Raw genomic sequence first — 23455 nt, forward strand, 5'->3', positions numbered from 1 at the left:
ACCTTTTTTTCGCCTATTTTTAACCGGAGAAATCAACCAAAAGGCGGCCATGTATGATACGAAGGAATTGTTGCACCGCATAGCGGAGGGAGACCAACAGGCATTTACGAGGATGGTGGAGGAGTATAGAAAGAATATCTATACCACTGCCCTGCGCCTGCTGCATTCCACCGTGCTGGCTGAGGAAACACTGCAGGACATCTTCCTGAAAGTCTGGCTCCAGCGTAAAGACCTGGTAACCATAGACAATTTCCCTGCATGGCTCAATGCCGTGGCCCGGAATACCATTTACAACAGCTTCCAGCGCTCGCTGAAAGAGAAAGGAACAGATACCACAGAAGGATTAGAAGGATCAATCATCTCCGCACTGCAACCTGAACAGCAGCTCCAGGAGAAAGAATACACCACTTTACTGCAAAAAGCCATAGACCGCCTGCCGGCACGCCAGAAACAAACTTATCAGCTGATCAGGCAGGAAGGCCTGAAACGGGAAGAAGCCGCCAAAGCCATGAATGTTTCCCCGGAAACAGTTAAACACAATCTGGAAGAGGCTACCCGTAAAGTAAGGGCCTATTGCCTGGCCCAATTGCCACTCAGCGTTTTGTTACTGCTCGTTAATATTAAATAAAAGAATATTTATCCATTAACCCCCCCAACTTTAATTTTTAACTACACTATATAGGTAAAAGGGGAGGATCATGTCTCAAAATAGATTGGAGGACCTGTTTAATTTATGTCTTACTCAGCAAGCTACGGCAGAAGAGAAGCAGGAACTATATGCCTTGCTGAAAGACGCAGAGAATGAGGAACAGATCAGATCTCACATTGCACAATTACTGGAGTCACCTAAAGAACTGGAAGATATTTCAGCGGAAACCATGCAGTCTGTTATGGCGGCCATCTTTGAGTCGGAGGACCGCCCCGTGCCGGTTCGCCGCGTTCACCTGTTCAAAAGATCCTGGTTCCGCTATGCCGCCGCCATTCTGATCATAGCGCTGGCTGCCGGAACTTTCCTCTGGCAGCCGGCTCCCAGGAAAACCACTCCTGCCATAGCCAGCATACAAGATGTAAACCCTGGCAACAGCAAGGCTATCCTCACACTGGGAGATGGTTCCACTGTTACTTTGGATAGTGCGGGCAACCAGGTAATTTTAAAAGGCATCACCCAACAGGGAGATCAATTGCAATATGATGCAGTGGAAAATACAGGCACTGTAAGTTATAATACGCTTAGAACACCCCGTGGCGGCCAATTTCGCATCCAGTTACCGGATGGCACAAAAGCATGGCTTAACGCAGAAAGTTCCCTCACCTATCCAACCGCCTTCCCGGATAATGAAAGAAATGTGGAGATCTCCGGGGAGGTTTATTTTGAAGTGGCCAAACAGGCACAGGCACCTTTTAAGGTGAAAGTGAATAACCGTACTTCCATAGAAGTATTAGGCACTCATTTTAATATCAATGCTTACCGCGATGAAGATTATATCCGCACCACCCTGCTGGAGGGTGCCATACGCATAGATGCAGGTACGGAAAAAGCAGTGCTCGCTCCCGGCCAGCAGGCCAGGGTTTCAGATCAGGGCATAGAAGTGATATCCAATACAGACCTTGATAAAACCATGGCATGGAAGAACGGGTTGTTCAACTTCCAGGACGCACATCTCAAAGAAGTGATGCGCCAGCTTGCCCGCTGGTATGATATAGATATCAGCTACGAAGGGAACGTGCCGGATATTGAATTCGGCGGTAAAATGAGCCGGAACATCAAATTGTCAGACGTACTGAAAGGACTAAAAGGAGCTGGCGTGCAATTCCGGATGGAAGAAGGACCTAAACTGATCGTAACACCTTAGACATGTATATATAACCGGAGCCGACTGAAAATGAAACCGCCACAGACTGGAGATCTGTAGCGGCAGGTAGTTCAGTCAGATCCAAATCAGAGCGTTCAAACTCAATTTTTAATCAACCAAACTATTGCAATCTATGCAAAAAAATGCTAATTGTAACCGGCCAATCCCTGTGCCTGGCCTAAGCCAACCAAATTCACAAGGCTGGTTCACAACCAAAGATCTGATGCTGATGAGACGGAAGTTTCCGCTCACAGTGAACAAAACAATTGTGAATGCGATGAAACTGACTTTCATTTTTCTAACAGTCGCCTTTTTGCAGGTAAGTGCAAAAGGATGGTCGCAGGTGGTAACGCTTGCGGGTAAAGACGTTAAGCTGGAAACAATCTTTTCTGCTATTGAAAAGCAGACGGGATATGTTGTTTTCTACAACAAAAACCTGCTCCGCAATGCGAGGTCTGTTTCCCTTACAGTACAGAACATGCCGCTGGCAGAATTCCTGGCTGCTATACTGAAAGACCAGCCTATTACTTATGAAATGGCGGATAAGACGATCATGTTATCGCCTAAAAATGTAACAACAGCACCGGTTTTTGTTCCTGTCTCGGGAACAATATTATCCGCTGATGGCACACCACTTCCCGGCGCCTCTGTAAAGATCAAAGGAAATAAGAGCGGTACGGTCACGGATGCTAATGGTCGTTTTATGATCAATGCTGAAGAAGGGGATGTGCTTGTGATCAGCTTTGTGGGTTTTGAAGAAGCAACATTCCGTGTCAATGGTAAGACTACGACCGGTATAACCATCCGTATTTCCCCCTCAGAAAATAAACTGGATCAGGTGCAGGTGATGGGATATGGTACTACTTCCAAACGTTTCAATACCGGTAACATCTCAACCGTTAAAGCAGAAGATATTGAAAGGCAGCCGGTAAGCAATCCTCTCTCTGCGCTGCAGGGCAGAGTACCTGGTATGACGATCACACAAAGCACCGGTGTACCAGGCAGCTCTTTTAAAGTACAGATCCGTGGCCGTAACAGCATACGCGTTACAGCTAACGATCCGTTATATATAGTAGATGGTGTGCCTTATCTCGCAAACATGGTCATGGGGGTTGCGCCAAATGATCTCACTAACGGAGGAAGCCCGCTGAATTTTATCAACCCCCTGGATATTGAATCCATCGATATATTGAAGGATGCAGATGCCACTGCCATTTATGGTTCCCGTGGCGCCAACGGTGTGATCCTGATCTCCACTAAGAAAGGTAAAGTAGGCAAAACCCTCATCACCGCAAATATTGCGCAGGGTACCGCCGTTGTTTCCAAAATGATGCCCTTGCTCAACACCAGACAGTATTTGGATATGCGCTATGAAGCATATAGGAACGATGGTGCAGATTGGAGAAGCCCCACTGTGTTTACTGCCGCTGATCTGAAAAATTATGATACTACCAGGTATACGGACTGGCAGAAATTATTCCTCGGTAACACCGCCTCCTATACAGATGCGCAGATATCCATGACCGGCGGAAATTCACAAACACAATACCTGGTAGGAGGAAGTTATCACCGTGAAACCACCGTGTTTCCAGGAAAAGCAGCAGATCAGCGGGGAACAATGCACTTTAATATCAGCAGCAGCTCCAACAATCAGAAATTAAAAGTACTCTTAACCGGAGGATACACTATTGGAGATAATAACATGCCACGTTATGACATCATTGACCTTGCCTTTTCATTACCTCCTATTGCACCAAAACTGTATAACAACGATGGTTCACTGAACTGGCAAGGCGGGCTCTGGACGAATCCTTTAGGCCGGTTCAATGCTAAATTCAACCGGAAGGTGAATAATTTCATTACCAATGCAGCCATCAGTTATCAGATTTTACCAGGGCTGGATCTCAAATCCACTTTTGGTTATACTTACATGCATGTGGATGAAACCGCGAACTTCCCCATCTCTTCTTATAACCCCTCGATAAATATAAACGGGTCTGCAGAATTCTCTAACAGTAATAATAAAACATGGCTGGTAGAACCACAGATCACCTATACCAAAGATCTTTGGAAAGGCCGCCTGAATACACTGGTGGGATCAACCATTCAGCAGAACGCAGCGAATGGCCAGTATATCACCGCTTCCGGATTTATCAGTGACGGGTTGATCGGGAACCTGGCTTCCGCTTCCACTATCACTCCCATGAATTCCCTGATCAGGAGTTATAAGTATAACTCCCTGTTCGCAAGGGCTAACTATAATATAGAAGAGAAATATATCCTGAACCTCACCATGAGAAGGGATGGTTCAGACAGGTTTGGACCGGATAACCGTTTCGGGAATTTCGGTGCCGTAGGCGCAGCATGGATCTTCTCCAAAGAAAAATTTATTGAAAACCATCTGCCCTTTATCAGCTTCGGTAAATTACGCGGTAGTTATGGTACAACCGGTAATGATGCAATAGGTGACTATGAATTCATGCGCTACTATACAATTGGAGGAAACCCTTACCAGGGTGTGAGAGGATTAGGCCCTAATAACCTGCACAATCCTTCCTATCACTGGGAAGTGAATAAGAAACTGGAAGGAGGGTTGGAATTTGGTTTCCTGAACGATCAGATCTCTGTGAGCGCCAGTTATTACAGGAACCGTTCAGATAATCAGTTAGTAGGTTACCGTGTACCTGCTCATACAGGTTTTACCTCCGTAACCTCTAACTGGCCTGCTGTAGTTGAAAATAAAGGATGGGAATTTGTATTGGGTACCAACAATGTAAAGATCGGAGAAGTCACCTGGAACAGTTCATTCAATGTCACCTTTGCTAAAAATAAACTGGTGGCCTTCCCCGGTATTGATAACACCAGTTACAAATCAACACTTTTCATTGGCCAGTCACTGGATATCACCAGGGTATACCGCTACGTGGGAGTAGACCCCGCAACCGGTATGTACCAGTTCCTGGACAAGGATAATAAAAAACAATCCCTCAGCCTGAACAGCCTCACAGATAAAGTAGGATCAGTGAACAGAACCCCTGAGTATTATGGTGGTTTTCAGAACAGCATAAGATATAAAGGATTTGATCTTGATTTTATCTTCCAGTTCGCAAAACAGATAGGGCAGGCTTATCGTGGAGCAGTACTGGCCGGTGCAGGTACAGCCATGCAGGGTAACCAGCATATTGAAGTGCTGGACAGATGGCAGAAACCTGGTGACGTAAGCATGAACCAACGATTTAATGCAGACAGGGCATTATCATGGCCTAATACTTATTTCAGGGAAAGTGATGGTTCTTATTCAGATGCATCTTTCATCCGTTTAAAGAACGTACAACTTACATACAGCTTCTCTAATGCCATTAACAGGAAGATCGGATTGAATCAATCAAGGATCTTTATTCAGGCCCAAAACCTGCTGACCATTACAAGCTTCAAAGGCATGGATCCTGAAAACCAGAGTGGCACCAGCCTTCCTCCCCTGCGTGTGTTAACCGGCGGTATTAAAATAACCATTTAAAGTATCAACATGAAATCAGTCATAAAACTTCTCCTACTCATAGCATTACTACAAACAGGTTGTAAGAAACTCGTAGATCCATCAGCACCTGGTAACAAGATCGGAGTGAGTGCCGTATATGCAAACAACAAAACAGCTTCATCTGTATTGTCCAGGCTTTTTGCGGATTTCGGATCATTTTCAGAAGGCTCATACGGCGTTCCCATTCTAATGAGTGTTGCAGGAGATGATCTCAATGGCGCCGCAGCATCTGACGCCTTCACGCAGGACATGTACAGCAACAGGATCATGAGAGATGCTACTTACTGGTGGTATGATATGTATAAATACATCTACACCACAAACGATGCCCTGGAAATGCTGCCGCTTTCAAAAGGAGTTACAGATCCGGTGAGGAATCAATTGATGGGTGAAGCCAGGTTCGCACGGGCATTCTGTTATTTCTATCTCGTTAATATTTATGGAGATGTACCCCTGATCACTTCTACGGATTACCGCGAAAACATCGGCAAAGGCCGTACCGCCACAGCAGAGATCTACCAGCTGATCGTGAACGATCTGGTAGAAGCAAAAGCATTATTAAGCGATAAGTATTTTAATGCAGATATAACCACTGTTTCCACAGAACGCCTCCGTCCCACAAAAGCAGTAGCCACGGCTATGCTGGCAAGAGTATATCTCTACCTGAAGGAATATGCCAAAGCAGAAGCAGAAGCATCTGAAGTGATCGCCAACCCGATCTACGAATTGCCGGAACTGAACAGTGTTTTCCTTCGGAGCAGTAAGGAAGCCATCTGGCAACTGCCTGCATTGGTGGCACGGTTCAATACACAGGATGGTAAGTACCTGATCCTGAGAACTACTCCCGGAGTTCCCAATGGTCCCAAGCCTGATTATCCTTTTGTACTCACGCCTTTCCTGAAAAATGCTTTTGAAACAGGAGATACCCGCAGCACAAAATGGGTAGGCGATAGTTCCGGCTTTAAGTTTGCAAACAAGTACAAAGTATGGGATATAGATAAACCTGTAACAGAATACGTGATGATGCTCCGCCTCGCAGAACAATACCTGATCAGGGGAGAAGCACGTATCAAACAAAATAAAGTAGGAGAGGGCATCGATGATCTCAACGCCCTCCGGAAACGTGCCCGCGGAACCAATCCGGGAGACCTGCCGGACCTTTCTAAAACAATGTCGCAGGACGCTGCAATACAAGCTGTAGAACATGAACGCCAGGTTGAATTGTTCGTGGAATGGGGTCACCGCTGGTTTGACCTTAAACGTACAGACAGGCTGAATGCTGTAATGACGGTAGTGACGCCACTTAAGAATCCAGCCGTTACCTGGCAGCCATTCCGTGCATTATGTCCTTTACCAACTGGTGAAGTAACTACCGCACCCGGTTTAATAGGGCATCAAAATCCCGGTTATAATAACTAAATACTAAGCAGAGAAATATGACCAATGAGTGTATTGTGAGCGTCCGCGGACTCTCGCACAGGTATAGTACTGCCTGGGCTATCCGGGATATTAATTTCGAGATCAGCCAGAAAGGCGTGCTGGGATTACTGGGGTCAAATGGCGCCGGTAAATCCACTACCATGAATATCATGTGTGGCGTACTGAATCAAACAGAAGGAGAAGTGTTTGTAGGCGGCATCAATATGCGCAAACAACCGGAAGAAGCAAAGAAAAAGATCGGCTTCCTACCCCAGAGCGCTCCCCTGCATCTTGACCTCACGGTAGATGAATACCTGACCCATTGTGCGTACATCCGCTTAATGGAAAAGAAAAACATTCCAGCCGCACTGGCGGAGGCAAAGGAGAAATGTGGCGTTGCGCATTTCTCCAAACGTCTCATCAAAAACCTCTCCGGTGGTTACCGCCAGCGGGTTGGAATTGCACAAGCCATCATTCATAAACCGGACCTGGTGGTGCTGGACGAACCTACCAATGGATTGGACCCTAACCAGATCACGGAAGTAAGAGCATTGATCAAAGAGATCGCAGAAGAAAGGTCGGTTATCTTCTCTTCGCACATTCTCTCAGAAATACAAGCTACCTGTAAGGACATCAAAATGATCGAAAACGGGAGGATGGTTTTTGCAGATACAATAGATGCATTCAACAACTACATCGTACCGCACAGCCTCATCGTAACTTTCGAAAACCCACCAGCACTGGCAGATCTGCAGGCGATAGAAGGTATTACAAAAGCAGCCTTGCAATACGGAAATACCTTCCGCCTGCATTTCTCAGGTGTGAAACATATCACGGAAAAGATAGTGGAAACCAGTGTAGCCAATGGATGGCGCTTAACAGAGATCAACCTGGAAAGAAGTTCTTTGGATGAAGTGTTTGCGCAGTTATCGGGTAAAAGCACCAATTAATATTAAGCAATGAAAGTTACACTCAGAATAGCAAGAGTTGAATTAAGTACGTTATTTTTCTCTCCCATCGCATGGCTGGTGCTGATTGTTTTCACATTTCAAACCGGTCTTACATTTGTAGATAAATTGAAACTCTATGCAGGTTACCAGGAAATGGGCAGCCGGCTGAGCTTCATCACCTCCACCATCTTTGGTGGCCCGCTGGGATTATTTGCAGAGATCCAGCGGAATGTATACCTGTATATACCCCTGCTCACCATGGGTTTGATGAGCCGGGAACTGAGCAGTGGTTCCATCAAACTCTTATTATCGTCACCTGTTAAAACCAGGGAGATCGTACTTGGCAAATACCTGGCCATGATGGTCTATTGCCTGTTACTGATAGCTATACTGGCTATACTCGCAGTATTTGGTATGTATTCAATACAGGCTTTTGATCTGCTGTACATATCATCCGGCCTGCTGGGTATCTACCTGTTGATCTGCGCCTATTCTGCCATCGGCCTGTTTATGTCCAGCCTTACCGGGTACCAGGTAGTGGCTGCAGTGAGCACCCTGGTAGTACTGGCCGCATTAAACTATGTAGGTTTGTTATGGCAGGATGTAAATTTTGTAAGAGACCTCACCTATTTCCTTTCCATCTCCGGAAGAGCTGATCAGATGAGAGATGGTTTGATCATCAGTAAAGATCTCTGCTATTTTGTTTTAGTGATCGCGCTGTTCCTGGGGCTTACCAATATGCTGCTGCAATCCGGGAGGGAAGCAAAACCACTATGGGTAAAGATAGCCCGTTATTCGCTCCTCACCATAACAGTGCTGATGCTGGGTTATATCAGCTCCAGGCCAAGGCTGGCATTGTATGTAGATATGACCGCCACCAAAACCAGAACGCTCACTGCCACCAGCCAGCAGATCATCAAACAATTGAAAGAACCATTGAAGGTGACCACCTATGTGAACCTGATGGATGATTTCTGGCATATGGGCATACCCAAAAGCCGTAACAAAGACGTGAATTTCTGGCAGCCTTATCAGCGCTTCATGCCAGACATGAAAATAAACTACGTATACTACTATGATACCTCCATGGCAGAGTGGTTATACAAAGGCAACAAAGGAGTATCCCTGGATACACTCGCAAAAAGAATGGCAAAAGCGCGGGAACTGAACCTGAAAATGTTTATGCCGCCGGCAGAGATCCGCAAGATCATTGATCTAAGGCCTGAGGAATATCGTTTTGTCAGATGCCTGGAATACAATGGTAAACGGTCTTTCCTCAGAGAGTATGCAGGAGAAATGGACCCCAATCCCGGAGAAGCGGAAGTGCTGGCTGCCATCAAAAAATTAGTGGTAACATCACCTAAGATTGGTTTCCTCACCGGGAATAATGAACGTGCCATAGATAAAGTAGGGGATAAAGATTATAAAGGCAGCACTTCTGAACTCAGTATCCGTAAATCACTGGTGAACCAGGGTTTTAATGTAACAGCCATTTCACTGGAAGGAGGCGAAGTGCCGGAAGACCTTGCCGTATTGGTGATCGCTGATCCTAAAAGACCTATCCCGGAAGCCGTATCAAAAAAAATAACCGATTATATAGATCGTGGCGGAAACTTACTGATCGCGGGAGAGCCCGGCCGCCAGGAAGTATTGAACCCGCTCTTAAGTAAACTGGGTGTGCAACTGAAAGAAGGCATCCTGTTGCAGGAAAGCAGGGATTTTGCGCCTGACCTCGTAATGGGATATGTTACAACAGCGGCTGCCGCCAGTTCTAATAGCTATAAAAATTTCTGGGCAGACAGTGTGAAAATGTCCATGATCACTTCAGTGGGCCTGCAGTATACACCAGGTGATTTTAAAGTAACGGAAATCCTGGCTACAGACAGCAGCAAAAGCTGGAACAAAACAGGTCAGCTAAACCAGGATACCGGATATGTACAGTTTGATCCGGCAGCAGGTGATGTGAAAACAACTACTCCCATCGCCCTTTCACTGACCAGGCAAATGAAAGGAAAAGAACAACGTATCATGGTGTTGGGTGATGCAGATTTTATGAGTGCTTCGGAACTCGGCCGTTACAACATCAGGGTGGGCAATTTCTTTTTCATGTTCGAAATGTTCAAATGGCTGAGCTATGATGAATACCCCGTAGATGTATCCCGGCCAAAAGCACCGGATAACAAGATCCTGATCGCTAAAGAGGATGTGACCATCCTACGGATCATTTTACTTATCGTCCTCCCCGCCTTACTGTTGATTTCCGCTGTGGTATTACTGATCCGCCGGAAAAGAAGATAGGTCGATTGGATTTCTCATAAGCAAAAAAAGGGGCCGGTTTTTTAGCCGGCCCTCGCTTTTTATCTTTTCTTAACCGGTGTAAACATACCCGGGTACACCATGCCATCTGCCTGCTTTAACTCAATGCCCAGTAATGAAGCAATGAGCGGGGCAATATCTTCCAATCCAATTTCCTGGTATACACCTTGTTTATTAATGCCTGCACCCGTTGCGATGAAGCCGGTACGTATTTCATTAAAATCAGGATAGTAACCATGTGCGCCTCCGGGAGCAGGGTTGAAAACTGCACCGTCAGCAGAATTGCCGAACCGGATGCCCTGCTTCGCGGCCAGCGCCAAAACTGCATCAGGACTGGCACCCACTCTGTCCAGTTCTGCGCGTTCCACTACACGGAAAAGGTTTTGTTGGTTGGCGGGAAGTGCTGCCAGTATTTTCTTTACCTGCATCAGCGTTTTCTCATCCTTAGGATCTTTCAGATGCAGAAAAGCTGCACCGCCGGAGGATAAGAAAGAAGCTTTCCAGTTACCGCGGTCTGCTGTTTTACCGGTTAAACCCGCCTGTTCCAGCCATACATTGGGAGAGATGCCTGTATGGGTATCAACAAAACCATGGTCGCCGGTAATAATAATAGCAGTACTGTCTTTAATCCCTGCTTTTTCCAGTGCTTCGATAATAGTACCAATGGCATGGTCTGCAGAAGCAACCGCTGTCCGCACATTATCACTTTCACGGCCATCTTCATGCTGGGCCCCATCCGTGCAGGGAAGGTGTACGGCTATCAGGTTAGGCTTGTATTTACCGATGAGATATGCCGTTATCCTGGCCAGGTTTTCGTTCATGCCATTATACTTCAGATTGAGGCCATTAGCGTCCATTTTGCCGGTGGCAAATTCCTGTACTTCTTCAAACAGTCCTTTAGGTGTCGCCTGCTCGCTGGTAGCACCTCTGCGGTCTCCCGGTGTATTGGAAGACCATGTTTCCGGAATATTGTAATCAATAGGCGCACCTACTGTAACCGGCCAGGACACTGCAGAGGATTTCAATCCTGCATTACGCAATGCATCCCAGAGGGTTTCTGTTTTGATCTCTTTTGCTTCCATGTACCAGCGCCCCGTCTGGCCCTTTGGTTCAAAAGGGGTGTTGTACACTATACCATGTTTGGCTGGTTTGGCACCTGTGATCAATGTAGTATGAGAAGGATAGGTAACAGTGGGGAACACACCTCTCACACCTTGCGCATGTACACCTTTTTTCAGCATCTGCTGCATGTTTGGCGCAGGCCAGGATGGATCAAGATAGAAATCAGGACGGAAGCCATCCACACTCACCAGCACTACATACTTTGCTTTCTGTGCAAAGAGTGATGGCGTAAAGAAAAGAATAAAGGAAAATATAGCAACGGCTTTTTTCATGCTCGGTAATACTTATTGATTAATAAAAGGAAATATTTCTTTTGCAGACTTATTCTGAACCAGCACTTTGTTCATATCATATTTCATCGTCACAATACCGGCAGCAACCGTGAAATCATCCATACCTCTGTTCAATGGAATGAATGTTGGTATTTGTGCTTTTGTATGTTCCGCTTTTACATAACTGTTGTTCAGCTGCTCTGTTTGCGACACAGGGAATTTGATACCCAGGTCCGTCATGCGGCGGCCTTCTGCTATAAATATTTCCTGGCGCAGCCGGTACAACAGGTACAGTATATCATCCTGCGTAACAGTTGCATCTATGTCTGCAGTAGTTACCAGTGTGCCTGAAACCGTATAGGCTTTGATGTTACCCGCCTTTCTGTTGAGCACATGATTACTGCGGGGAGCATCTGCGGCATCAAATTTCACCTGCACTGCGGTTAAAGGATAATCCGTTCTGTTACCGCCATTGCGGGTTTCTTTACTGTCATCTATCATCACAACAGGGCGTAAGGCTACTACTTCTGTTAACAGGTTCTTCAGGGTAAGTTTTGCTGCCGGAAGTTCATTGGAGGCAAGCTGTGTTTCTGCGAGGATGAGGTAAGCTTCTTCAGCTTTTACGATCGTAACCGGTTTCTGATCTGCATTGGCAAGGCCCGTGTGGTAATATTTAGGGTCCAGGAAATCCAGCCTGGGTAATGGCGCAAATTCATTATTGGTGGAAGAGTAGAGATAGGTTTGCATATCATTGGAAGTACCATTTACGCCATCATACTTCACCTGGCGCAGCAGGGTTTTATCTGCTAAAGCAGCGCTGGCAAACTTGGCAGCATTTACGGCATCGCCTGCTGCATAATAAACACGGGCCTTCAATAAAGCATAAGCCTTTTTCTCATTCACATCAGTGGCTAATGTTATGGCTTTGTCCAGGTTAGCCAGTGCCAGGTTCAGGTGTTCTGTGGAAGATAATACAGGGCCTGTGCTGCTACCGGGTAATGCCACAAATAATTCGCCACTCAGCAAATGGGCAAATGCTTTGCTGAAATAGATCTCTGCAGAGTCCGCCGCAGTAGCAGAACGGTCTGCCGGCAGTACCTTGTTCAATCCATAGTCCGCCATTTCACGGAGGCGCTGCACCTGTACCTGCAGATTGTTCACATCCAGGTCAAAATAATCGATCTGCGGAATGTCGAACACTTTACTGCTTAAAGTGCGGTTGTTGAAATAATTATCAGATGTAAGTTCAGTACTTACCACTACCTGGTTCATGGTCAGTGCCAACTGGCGGCGAAGTCCGTTCACCCAGCTTTTGGCGGCATTTGGATTATTCAGGTATACCTGGTCTGTAACATTCGGATTTAATACATTACAGGCCGTCATGCAGCATACAACTGCCAGCAGACAATATGATAATAGTCTTTTCATGGTTTGATCATTTAAAAGTTTAACCGGAGCGTACCCAGGAACTGGCGTGGTGCGGAATAAGTTGCGTAGGCTATGCCACCCGTTGTTGCACCTCCCTGCCCTTGCGCGGCGCCACTGATAGTGGCTTCCGGGTCAAAGCTGGATGCAGCGAAATTAAGCGGGTTCACAGCCATGAGCCCTATCGTTAAGGTCTTCACAGTATTACGGAACAAACCGGATTTTATCGTATAGTTCATACCGATAGTCCTTACCTTAATAAAATCCGTTTTCTCCACGAACATATTCGTAAAGTTGAGCCAGTTGGTACGTTTGTTCTTGTCTATTTCCGCCTGTGGGATGCCTTCATTGCCTGCGCCGTAATTAAAGCGGAATTGTGCATCAAAGGAGTTGGCATATGCACCCTGCTGATAATCAGCACTGGCATAGAGGTCAAATTGTTTGTACCGGAAGTTGAGGTTCATACTGCCAAAGAGGTCCGGAATGGTAGTACCCAGGTTCTGTTGAGCAGTAGTAGTAGCCAATGTACCGTCAGCACCAAACACACCATAGTTTCCGCGCAGGAAACCAATAGGGAATCCTTCCTGTACCACCGTCTGAATAGTTCTGGCACTGAAACCATTGATATTGAAAGGCGCTACACCACCGGAACTCAGTACTTTGTTGTAAAGTGTATTTACCGACACATTCAGGCGCAGTGTCATATCCTTTTGTTGAATGGCGATAGCAGTAACATTGAACTCAAATCCTTTATTCAGGATGCGCCCAACATTATATAGTTGCGATTGAGATTGCCCGGTAGAGGGGGTAGGGGGTACATAGAACAATGCATTGTTCGTAATGGAATGATAATATCCGGCAGACAAAAGGAACCTGTCCTGCATGAATCCCAGGTCAATAGCTCCTTCTGCAGTTTGTGTTTTCTCCGGTTTCAGATCCTCATTACCGGGCTGGCCGAAAAATGCCGCCTGTTCAGACTGGTATCCCTGGAAAGCAATCGTTCTTTCATTCGTGAACGCCGTAGGAAGGTTACCCGCTACACCAAAACTACCCCTGATCTTGGCAGAGGAGATAACCCGGGAATTAAACCAGGGCTCTGCACTGGGGATGTATGAGATACCAACCTTGGGATAATATTGCAAACCGATATTACTCCCAAATGCAGGGTTGCCATCTGCCCGAAGCCCCATGTCCACAAACAATTTATTCTTGTAGCCAATGTTCTCCTGGATATAAATACCATAGTTCACTACCTCCAGGTAATATTCATCGCTGGTTTTTGTAGCAGCATCCCTGATGTTGCGCGAACCATCCCTGATATTACTGCCAGTATAAGCTATCTGCTGATCTTCATTGCGGAATAATTGTGCGCCAGCTGTTGTAATGAAAGAGAAGTTTTGCAGCTTTGCTTCGTACTGCCCGTTCAGGTCAAGTGTAATACCAAGGTATTTACGGTCTGCATTGGAAACACTGCCCTGATCTTTTACTGACGTATTAGTGGTAAAGGAAAGGTATTGGTTGGTTTGTATCGTTTGGTTCTTCTGCACGCGGTAATCGATCCCGCCTGTTGCTTTAAACACCAGGTTCTTCAGTGGCATGTATTTGAATACCTGGGAGGTCTGGAACCGTTTTACTTTAATACTGTTGTCCTGCAGTCTTTCTGCTTCATGTACATATGCTTTCATCTTTTCAAAAGAAGCAGCAGACAAGGTATCAATAATAGGACTGAACTTAGGCCCCGTAATGGAAGACGCACCGCTTTCTGCAAACCACAATCCCGTATAGCCACCCTGGTTGCCATTGCGGTTGCGTTTGAAAGTATTGCTCGTGAAGGTGAAAGAGCTTTCGTAAGTAACCTTGCTGCCCATGCCTGCCCGGAAGCCGCTGGAAAAATCAAAACGTTCGTTCCGGTTCTGATCAAAGATCTGCACGCCCTGGCTGTTACTGTAATTGCCGGAAAAACTGTATCCGAAATTACCCTGACCGCCATTAATGGCAAGGTGATGTTTTTGGTACAGGCCTTGTTGGAACAGTAATTCTTTCGTGCGGGAGAAATGAAGGAAGTCATTCGTAGGCGTTTCAATGCCCATTTGTGTTTCTACTGTGATGGCTGTTTTGTTGGCACCTCCTTTTTTAGTGAAGATCTGGATCACGCCGTTGGCTGCATCCGAACCATACAAAGTAGTAGCAGCGCCACCATTGATGTATTCGATCTTCTCAATATTGTCAGTAGGGATATCAGAGATAGCACTAATGGCCGAGCCCTGTGTACTTCCACCTCCTAATGCGGATACTGTGTTAAGATTATCCATCCTAACACCATCCACGTAAATAACAGGTGTGGAGTTCACAAAGGCAGAATTCACACCCCTGGCGCGTATCAGGGAAGTTGCACCAGCCTGTCCGCCTGTAAGCCTGATCTGTGCATTGGGCAGTTTGCCCTGCAGCATACGGTCTATTCTTCCGGAAGGTGCTTCACTCAGTTCTTTGCTTCCAATGCTCACTACATTCGTGGATAATCTTCTTTTGCTGATATCCAGGCCCTGACCCGTTACCACAACTTCGTCCAACCCCAGCCGGTCTGCTTCCAGTGCAATGTTGTAGGTCTTCCCTGCATTGGCACGTGTAATGCTGATTTCCTGTCTTTTAAACCCGAGATAATACACCACCATCACAATCTCCTCTTTCCCCTGTGGAAAATGAAGAGCGAAAACACCGTTCTCAGCTGTGATTGTTCCGGCGGAAGTACCTTTAACACCAATGCTTACGCCAGGTAATGCCTGCCCGGAAGCCTTATCTGTTACTTTCCCCGAAATGATCAGTTCCTGCTGCCATAAAAGTTTTTCGGCAGGTTGTACTTTCCTGAGAAGGATGTGCCGTTCGCTTACCTGCTTCGCAATAACAGGATAATCGTTCAGCAGATCACTTAATATCTTGCTGACAGGTTTATTAATGGCAGAATAACTTATCCGTATGTTATCAGGGATATTGTCACTGTTATAACCTATTACAAAAGAAGACCGTTGCTCAATGAGCGACAGCACATCCTTTAATAACTGGTCTTTTACAGAGAGACTTACTTTCTTCTCGTACATGGATTGCCCTATACCTGTAGTGGCAAAGGAAAGCATGGTAGAAAATAACAAGAGGAAGGTGGTGATTCTCATTTTTAGCGAAAAAAAAGGTCCCAGCAGGTTAGTATAACCTGCAATAATTTTTTGCATCTTTGTCATGTTTTAATGTATGTGAATCCGTTAAAATCCTGCCCGCCCTCAGTGGCGTGCATGCTCGCCGGAAGCGTCGTAACCGCTTCCGGTTTTTTGTTGGTTTAGTATTACTCCATCATATACTAGTTAGGTTTTTGTGCGTGAATAATAATTTTACCATCTTCTGTTGTATAGGTAATGCCTGTTAGATCAACCAGGATGTTGAGTACTTCCGGCAAAGGCTGTTTGTTAAAGCTGATCTTGTAATGCCCTTCCTGTTTGCCCTGCACGGAAATGGGAATGTTGTACTGCCGCTCCAGTTCCCGCGCCATCTCTTCCAGCGAACTGTTATTAAAATACAGGATGTTATTACGCCACTGTGCAACCTCAGATGCCTGCATGGTTGTAATGGCCAGGGATCTGGTGGCTGTATCATATCGCAATGCTTTATCGGCGGTAAGCACTGCCGCAAGCACTTCCCGCTCCCTCATTACTTTCACCGCACCGCTGGCTACATTGATCTGCCAGTCCTTTTGTTCCGGATAGGCTTTGATGTTAAAAGAGGTACCCAACACAGTGGTGGTTATTCCACCGGATTGTATGAGGAAAGGATGTTCAGGATCTTTTACAATATCAAAGAAAGCTTCCCCGCTTAATGTTATCTTTCGTTCTTTTTTTCCATAGCCTGCTCCGATGGTAAGTTGTGAACCCGCATTCAGATGTACGACTGAACCATCAGAAAGTTTGATGGAGCGATGCGTCCCGAATGGTACATTCACCAGTTCTGCTTTTAATGCAGCAGGCGCCTTTGCTGTAAATTGATAAAGCCCCAGGCCGGCTGCTATCAATAAAACAGCAGCAGCTGCCACGCTCGGCCATCTGTAACGGCGGCGGGTGGTTTTGGAAATGATACGGAATACCAGCGCCTTGCGGAATGCTTCCTTCTGGTCAGCATCCTGTAAAAGACTTTCATCCTCCGGAAAAGAATCATACCAAAGCTCTACCTGTCGCACTTCTTCAGGCGTGGCTGTTCCCCGCAGATACTTGTTTAAAATAGTTTTGATCAGATGTTCTTTGTCCATAACACCCTATATATGATCGTTACGGACGGGAAGTACTGCTGAGATGCGTTAAGGAATTATTAAGAAGAGTATGACGAGTAAAGTATTTTTCTCCACAAACACACGCAAATGATGAAGCGCGATGGAAATATTGTTTTTAACCGTTTGTTCAGATAATGAAAGATGAGCGGCTATTTCTTTATTGGATAAATGCGCATAACGACTTAAGCGGTAAGCGATCTGTAATCTTTCCGGCATGCGGTTCAGTTCATCTGTTACCCTTTTTTCCAGTTCTTTCGTTTCCAGCATCTCCTGTGCGGATGTTGTTGATTGCTGGTTTAACAGGTTTTCAAGCAGCTCCTCAGAAAAAATAGTTTGTTTTGTGCGGCTGAATTGCCTGATGATGCAGTAACGGGCAGCTTTAAAAAGATAGGATGCCAGTGTACCATTTGCATCCGTATAAATAGTAGTTCTGTTCTTCCAGGCAGTGATAAATATTTCCTGCAGAATATCCCGGGTGTCTTCTTCATCCTTAAGCCTGGCATGGATATGGCGGTATAACTCCTCCCAGTACCTGTTTACCAGAATGGTAAATGCCGGGTGGTTGTCTTCTTTTATCAGATCGATCAACCGGTTATCTGAAAGCTTTTCCATATCATCAGCAAACTTACCGGTTGGATGTAAACTGAATATTAAGCTTCTTATCCGGATTCAAAATCCCCAACTCACATATTAATTTCTTTTCATAGTTTAGCTACAGAAAAACATCACTTCATGAGAAACCGGCTGCTTTTATGCTGCATTTTCGGGTTGGCCACTTTGGTCTCCGTTGCCCAGGACACTTCCCGTATAAAAAGAGATTCCACCCGCACAAGAAGGGGCGGAGGAATGTCTGCCATCTTTGCTGATTCCGCCGCGCTCACCAGCAGCGATTATCAACTGAAGATCGAAAACTCCTACGTAGTACTGGATAACATTGATAACAAAAGTGAATTGGGCATAGGTATAGACCTGATCGTAGCAAAACTGGCAGACAGTGATTCGGTACTCAGTGTGCTGAAAGACAATGTGCTCAATAACAGCCAGGCCCTCAACCTCCGCAACCTCCAGGTGTTCAGGACCTTGCTGCAAAATATCCAAATGGACCTCAGGGCACACCGCAAACTATTGGACAGCGCTGAAACCAAACTGAATAACCTCAGGAACAACCTGGCAACCCTCAGAAGCGATACCGTACTCCGTCAACTGATGAGAGACTCTTTGCTGCGCATCCAGTTTGCGCCGCAGTTAAAAGATATGCGGGAGGCCTGGCGCAGCAGCACCCGCCATCTGCGTGAAAGCCTGGCAACCATCAACCTGCTGCAAACACATACTTCCGCCAATGCCATCACCACTTCCAAACTGCTGGACAAAGTGAACAACCTCCTGAACACTTCTGCCACCCGCATTTTTGGAAAAGAATATAATTACCTCTGGGAAAAAGATACGCTGGATGTATCTGCCGCCACCCGTTCCTCTTTCTACAAAGCAGTCAGGGGAGAAAGGAAAGCACTGGATTATTATTTTAAAGACAGCGGCAATAAAAGATTATTCCTGCTGCTCATCGGCATCCTGTTCTTTATATGGATCTTCCGCAGCATCCGTGCCCTGCGCCGTCTCAATGGCATGGGAACTATCCGCGAAATGGAATTTGAATACCTGCCCTCCGGTTACATTGTTTCCTCTTTCGTGATCATGTTCTCCATTGCTCCGCTGTTTGATCTGCATGCACCTTCTGCCTACATTGAATCCATGCAGTTCCTGTTACTGATCATTCTCACCATTATCTGCTGGAAAAAATGGCCGCGCAGGTTATTCGTGTACTGGATCGTGATGGTGTTATTGTATATCTTCTTCTCTTTCGCACATCATATTATCGATCCAAGTTTCTGGCAACGCAGCTGGTTCATTATCCTCAATATCCTGTCTGTAGTATTCGGATGGCTCTTCCTCACAAGGCTAAAGGAAAACCTGCATTTGAGAGGTTTCCTGCGTTTTGTGATCATCCTGCATAATATCATGAATATCCTGGCCATCTTCTTTAATTTATTTGGCCGCTTTTCACTCGCACAGATCTTTGGCCATGCTGCCATTTTCGCCTTTACGCAGGCAGTTGGCCTGGCAGTATTCAGCAAGATCTGTATGGAAGCCATCCTGCTGCAGATTGTGACCAGCCGGATCAAAAGAGGGGTTACCACACACTTTGAATTCCAGCATGTGCTCACCAGCTTCCGCCGCCCCGTTTTATTCCTGGTAGTGATCCTGTGGCTGATTGTGTTCACCACCAATCTGAATATCTATACCACCGTATTAAACAGCCTGATAGAATTCCTGGAAACCCCGCGCAGCATCGGAAATGCTACCTTTACCATCGGTGGTATATTACTCTTCTTCCTGATCATATGGATAGCACACTTATTGCAGAAGTACGTAGGTTACTTCTTTGGCGATACAGGAAATGATGATGAAATAAGCAACAAAGGCCAGCGCTCGCGCCTGCTTATAGCAAGACTGATACTCCTCTGCCTCGGTTACCTCCTGGCCGTTGCCGCCTCCGGCGTTCCGGTAGACAAGATCACCATTGTACTGGGAGCCTTAGGTGTTGGTATTGGTCTCGGCTTACAGAACATCGTGAACAACTTCGTATCAGGCATCATCCTCATATTCGACAGGCCCCTGCAAATAGGCGATGTAGTAGAAATAGGCGATAAATCCGGCCGCGTAAGAGAAATAGGCCTGCGTTCCAGCACCCTGCTCACCCAGAATGGCGCCGAAGTGATCATCCCCAACGGCGACATCCTCTCCCAGCAGATCGTGAACTGGACCCTCTCCAATAGCCAGCAACGCCTCGAAATAGACCTGACCGTAACCGGCAACACAGATATGGAAGTAGTATCCGCCAGCATCAAAAAAGCCATCCTTCAATCCAAATACATAGTCCCCAACCGGGAACCACAGATATTATTCACCAAAGTAATGGAAGAGGGTTTTGAACTGAAAGCCTTCTGCTGGAGCATAGACGTAGCCAAATCCGCCGAAGCAAGAAGCGAGATCCTGCTCCTCCTGCACAAACAGTTGAGTTCAGAGAATATCACACTAAACTTCTGATAATCAACAAAAAAAGAACAAGGAGGTGTCTAACAGAGACGCCTCCTTGCTTTATGGTAGTATCCTCCTATCCTTGACATAGGCTTCACATAGGCTCAAGATAGGAGAATCCTTCTCTCATCCTATACCCAGGGTAGTGCATAAGTAGTTTTAGGGAACCAGCTTTACCATACTATCAGCTATCGTTGTGTCACTCCCTTCTGCGGCAGTGCATAACTGAACAGAAATATGGCCAAAGCCCATGCAAAAACACCATAAAACCATCGCAGACCCGTAGTAAACCCGGGGTTGGCCCATGGCAGGCCCATGGTAGAGCCATAGATGACCTCCGTTTACCGGCCAAAACGGCCACAAAAAGCCATCCCTCTCAACAATCCCCTTCAAAAAAAACACGCTCCCCAAAAAACACACACCACCACTCACCCCCAATCCAACCAAAAAGCCCACCAGCGGAAATAAGCATAAAAAAAATTCGTCCGAAAGCTGTTCCCTCTTGCCTCTTATAACCACTGGGCTAGTTTTTTCGGTCGAATTTTTTTTATGCTTATTGGGAGCGGCGGAATATTTTGAAGATAAAAAAAGAGGGTGCTCCCGAAAGAACACCCTCTTCTTAAAACGGTTAGTAATATAATTAGAACTTAAACGTAGCACTCGCAGCCAACCGCCTCGGCATTTGCTTCTCAACAGTCGTCCATCCACCAAAATATTCTTTATTCGTAGCATTATCCAGCTTCAAGGCCAGCCGGAAAGCCTTCGCATTATAGAACACACTCGCATTCAGAATAGCATAGGAAGGCAAAGTGAACACCCCAGTTCTGGAATCATTCGTGATCTTATTATCACTCGCATAATTTCCACCTACACCAGCACCCAAACCTTGTGCTTTACCGCCGGTAATAGTATAACTGATCCAAAGGTTCGCCAGGTGCTCAGGACCAGCCGTAACAGGCCGTCTGCCCAACACAAACACTGCAGACTTCTCCATTTTGCTATCGTTATAAGAATAACCCGCAACAATGTTCAGCCCGTTCACAGGATTCGCGGCAAGGTCCAGTTCAACGCCTTTACTGCGTTGAGAGCCATCCTGGATCGTATAGTTGTAGGTAACGTTTTCAACGGTCATAGAAGCAGAGCGGGTCATATTGGTCACCAACAGATCATAATAGCTCGCAGTGAAGCTCAGCCTGTGGTCCAATGCATCCAGCTTAACACCTCCTTCAAACTGGTTAGCCTGTTGTGGTTTTAAGTTACCATCCACTTTCACCTGCGGAGGGTTTACCACAGGAGCTACGTTACGGAAACCATTCATATAGTTGGCAAAGACCCCCACCTTATCTTTTACGATCTGGTAAACCAAGCCGAATTTTGGAGATACGGAAGTCTGGTTATACTTACCAGTACCCTTCACACCCGTCAGGTGATCAGTTGTTCCTTTATTATCGAAATAATCCACACGTACACTCGCCATGGCAATGAATTTCTCCGTGATGTTCAATACATCAGACACATAGGCACTGTAAGTATCGTTAGTGGTAGCATTCTTTGTCTGGCCCCCTACAGTAGCAGCCAGCTTGGCATCTACAGCCTGCCTGCTCAGTTGACCGTAACGCGGATCTTTTGCATTGGTTACGTTCACAAAATCAAAGGTCAGATAGGGAGAGTGGTTATTGGTGGTCTGCTGGCTCAGGTAATCCAGTCCAAATACCAACCTGTTCCGCATTTTGCCGATTTTGAAATCGCCAATGAAGTTCTGCTGAACACCCGTAGTGGTAGAAATAGAATTCTGGTTATACACGAACCTGCTGATAAGCGTATCATTTTGCATGGAAGCAGGCAACGGCACTGGCGGATTTGAGCCATCAGGCATTTTTAAACCCTGGTCCAGGAACATGATGTAAGAATAATAACCTTCGCTTTTACGCACACTCCTGGAAAGGTTTGTTTGAGAAGTCCATTTATCGGAGAGTTTATAATTAGCCTGGCCGTAGATGTTCACGGTAGGGTTTTTATAAGTGATATCGTTAGCAGTATAGGACCGGTTGAAATCCATGTTCAGTTCCTTAGGCGTAGTAGCTTTCAGAGGACGGCTGCGGTTCAGGAAAATCATCGTTGCATTGGTACCTTCACTATTATAGATCTCTGCATTCACAAGGAAGGAGAGTTTGTCGCTCGCCTTGTAAGATAAGCTGGGAGCCAGGAAGAAAGACTTCTTAAACCCTGCATCCTGGAAACTGTTTTCAGAATGATAAGCACCATTGAAACGCAGCAAAGCAGTTTTGTCATCATTCAATGGCGTATTGATGTCAGCCGTGATACGGCTCAATCCAAAACCACCACCTGTATAACTGATCTCTCCGCCGAAATTCTCATAGGGGCGTTTGGTCACTATATTGATCAATCCGCCAAAAGAGATCAGGCTGCTACCGAACAAAGTACCAGAGGGCCCTTTGATGGTTTCAATCCTTTCAATATTAGCCGGGTCGATAGCACCATTGGTTAAACCTGCAATGCCATTGATCATAGTAGGTTGCACAGAGAAACCACGGATAGAGAAAAAGCCGGCACCATCACCCGGGCGGCCGGTAGAAGACCATAAACGGTTCACACCCGGTGCATTTTTGATAGCATCATCAAAAGTAGTGACCACCTGTTCTTTCATCAGTTCTTTCCCGATCACATTATATACCTGTGGGTTCTCAATATTTTTGATCGGCAAACGGGCTACCTGGTCACTTTCCTTTCTGCCGAATTTATTCTGATTGCCTTTGATGATCACTTCCTGTAACTGCGTATTGGAAATTTTGATCTCCATGGCTACAGTAGCCGTTTCATTGGCAGTTACCGTCACATCCTGTTCTGTAGTTTCATAACCCAGCAGGGATACGAGCAGTGTATATTGTCCCGGAGCGATCCTGCGGAAATTGAATACGCCCTTTTCATCTGTTATAACGCCGCGGTTTTTGTTCTTGATCTGAACCGATACAAAAGGAGCCAGTTGTCCATCATTGGTTTTGATGGTGCCTTTGATATGTCCGGTGGGATTTTGTGCCTGCAGACTGAGGGCAGATACCATCAGCAGGAGGATAAACGCTGTAAATTTTCTCATCGTAATATATTTATTGGCTGATAGCGGTAACAAACCGCCG

At 46.0% G+C, this 23455-nt stretch carries 13 protein-coding genes; 7 read left to right on the plus strand and 6 right to left on the minus strand.

Features of this window, described 5'->3' with window-relative positions; genetic code table 11:
* Window positions 1–49: 49 nt before the first annotated feature.
* From AAHN97_RS01610 to AAHN97_RS01635, 6 genes are all read left to right on the plus strand, one after another.
* Window positions 50–628, plus strand: a complete 579-nt coding sequence (locus AAHN97_RS01610) for an RNA polymerase sigma factor (RefSeq protein ID WP_343305839.1) — start codon at window positions 50–52, stop codon at window positions 626–628.
* A 70-nt stretch (window positions 629–698) separates the two neighbouring features.
* Window positions 699–1853 (plus strand): FecR family protein, encoded by a 1155-nt coding sequence (locus AAHN97_RS01615; RefSeq protein ID WP_343305840.1) that lies wholly within the window; start codon window positions 699–701, stop codon window positions 1851–1853.
* Window positions 1854–2082: 229 nt separating this feature from the next.
* On the plus strand, window positions 2083–5370 hold the full coding sequence (locus AAHN97_RS01620; RefSeq protein WP_343305841.1) for a SusC/RagA family TonB-linked outer membrane protein: 3288 nt from the start codon (window positions 2083–2085) through the stop codon (window positions 5368–5370).
* Between the two features lie 9 nt (window positions 5371–5379).
* On the plus strand, window positions 5380–6810 hold the full coding sequence (locus AAHN97_RS01625; protein ID WP_343305842.1) for a RagB/SusD family nutrient uptake outer membrane protein: 1431 nt from the start codon (window positions 5380–5382) through the stop codon (window positions 6808–6810).
* A 17-nt stretch (window positions 6811–6827) separates the two neighbouring features.
* Complete coding sequence (locus AAHN97_RS01630; RefSeq protein ID WP_343305843.1) at window positions 6828–7760, plus strand: ABC transporter ATP-binding protein; 933 nt, start codon at window positions 6828–6830, stop codon at window positions 7758–7760.
* Window positions 7761–7769: 9 nt separating this feature from the next.
* Window positions 7770–10058, plus strand: a complete 2289-nt coding sequence (locus AAHN97_RS01635) for a Gldg family protein (protein ID WP_343305844.1) — start codon at window positions 7770–7772, stop codon at window positions 10056–10058.
* Between the two features lie 59 nt (window positions 10059–10117).
* Here AAHN97_RS01635 and AAHN97_RS01640 read toward each other — a convergent pair whose 3' ends face one another.
* The 5 genes from AAHN97_RS01640 to AAHN97_RS01660 form a co-directional block, all read right to left on the minus strand.
* Window positions 10118–11470, minus strand: a complete 1353-nt coding sequence (locus tag AAHN97_RS01640; protein WP_343305845.1) for an alkaline phosphatase family protein — start codon at window positions 11468–11470, stop codon at window positions 10118–10120.
* Between the two features lie 12 nt (window positions 11471–11482).
* Window positions 11483–12898, minus strand: a complete 1416-nt coding sequence (locus AAHN97_RS01645; RefSeq protein WP_343305846.1) for a hypothetical protein — start codon at window positions 12896–12898, stop codon at window positions 11483–11485.
* 11 nt (window positions 12899–12909) lie between these two features.
* Window positions 12910–16119 (minus strand): TonB-dependent receptor domain-containing protein, encoded by a 3210-nt coding sequence (locus tag AAHN97_RS01650; RefSeq protein WP_343305847.1) that lies wholly within the window; start codon window positions 16117–16119, stop codon window positions 12910–12912.
* A 125-nt stretch (window positions 16120–16244) separates the two neighbouring features.
* The gene (locus AAHN97_RS01655) at window positions 16245–17183 is read right to left on the minus strand and encodes a FecR family protein (RefSeq protein ID WP_343305848.1); all 939 of its coding nucleotides are present in this window, start codon (window positions 17181–17183) and stop codon (window positions 16245–16247) included.
* A 48-nt stretch (window positions 17184–17231) separates the two neighbouring features.
* Complete coding sequence (locus AAHN97_RS01660) at window positions 17232–17816, minus strand: RNA polymerase sigma factor (RefSeq protein ID WP_343305849.1); 585 nt, start codon at window positions 17814–17816, stop codon at window positions 17232–17234.
* Window positions 17817–17936: 120 nt separating this feature from the next.
* Between AAHN97_RS01660 and AAHN97_RS01665 the strand changes: the two genes are divergently transcribed.
* Window positions 17937–20309 (plus strand): mechanosensitive ion channel family protein, encoded by a 2373-nt coding sequence (locus AAHN97_RS01665; protein ID WP_343305850.1) that lies wholly within the window; start codon window positions 17937–17939, stop codon window positions 20307–20309.
* A gap of 631 nt (window positions 20310–20940) precedes the next feature.
* Here AAHN97_RS01665 and AAHN97_RS01670 read toward each other — a convergent pair.
* Window positions 20941–23415 carry a TonB-dependent receptor gene (locus tag AAHN97_RS01670; protein WP_343305851.1) on the minus strand — a complete coding sequence of 825 codons (2475 nt, stop codon included), beginning with the start codon at window positions 23413–23415 and terminating at the stop codon, window positions 20941–20943.
* Window positions 23416–23455 lie beyond the last annotated feature (40 nt).

Origin of the sequence: Chitinophaga niabensis (assembly GCF_039545795.1) — a bacterium.
GTDB classification, from domain to species: domain Bacteria; phylum Bacteroidota; class Bacteroidia; order Chitinophagales; family Chitinophagaceae; genus Chitinophaga; species Chitinophaga niabensis_B.

Coding starts and splice junctions, on each gene's coding strand:
- AAHN97_RS01650 (WP_343305847.1), bottom strand. CDS start 16,119: ATGCAAAAAATTATTGCAGGTTATACTAACCTGCTGGGACCTTTTTTT.
- AAHN97_RS01645 (WP_343305846.1), bottom strand. CDS start 12,898: ATGAAAAGACTATTATCATATTGTCTGCTGGCAGTTGTATGCTGCATG.
- AAHN97_RS01630 (WP_343305843.1), top strand. CDS start 6,828: ATGACCAATGAGTGTATTGTGAGCGTCCGCGGACTCTCGCACAGGTAT.
- AAHN97_RS01665 (WP_343305850.1), top strand. CDS start 17,937: ATGAGAAACCGGCTGCTTTTATGCTGCATTTTCGGGTTGGCCACTTTG.
- AAHN97_RS01625 (WP_343305842.1), top strand. CDS start 5,380: ATGAAATCAGTCATAAAACTTCTCCTACTCATAGCATTACTACAAACA.
- AAHN97_RS01610 (WP_343305839.1), top strand. CDS start 50: ATGTATGATACGAAGGAATTGTTGCACCGCATAGCGGAGGGAGACCAA.
- AAHN97_RS01615 (WP_343305840.1), top strand. CDS start 699: ATGTCTCAAAATAGATTGGAGGACCTGTTTAATTTATGTCTTACTCAG.
- AAHN97_RS01670 (WP_343305851.1), bottom strand. CDS start 23,415: ATGAGAAAATTTACAGCGTTTATCCTCCTGCTGATGGTATCTGCCCTC.
- AAHN97_RS01655 (WP_343305848.1), bottom strand. CDS start 17,183: ATGGACAAAGAACATCTGATCAAAACTATTTTAAACAAGTATCTGCGG.
- AAHN97_RS01660 (WP_343305849.1), bottom strand. CDS start 17,816: ATGGAAAAGCTTTCAGATAACCGGTTGATCGATCTGATAAAAGAAGAC.
- AAHN97_RS01640 (WP_343305845.1), bottom strand. CDS start 11,470: ATGAAAAAAGCCGTTGCTATATTTTCCTTTATTCTTTTCTTTACGCCA.
- AAHN97_RS01620 (WP_343305841.1), top strand. CDS start 2,083: ATGAGACGGAAGTTTCCGCTCACAGTGAACAAAACAATTGTGAATGCG.
- AAHN97_RS01635 (WP_343305844.1), top strand. CDS start 7,770: ATGAAAGTTACACTCAGAATAGCAAGAGTTGAATTAAGTACGTTATTT.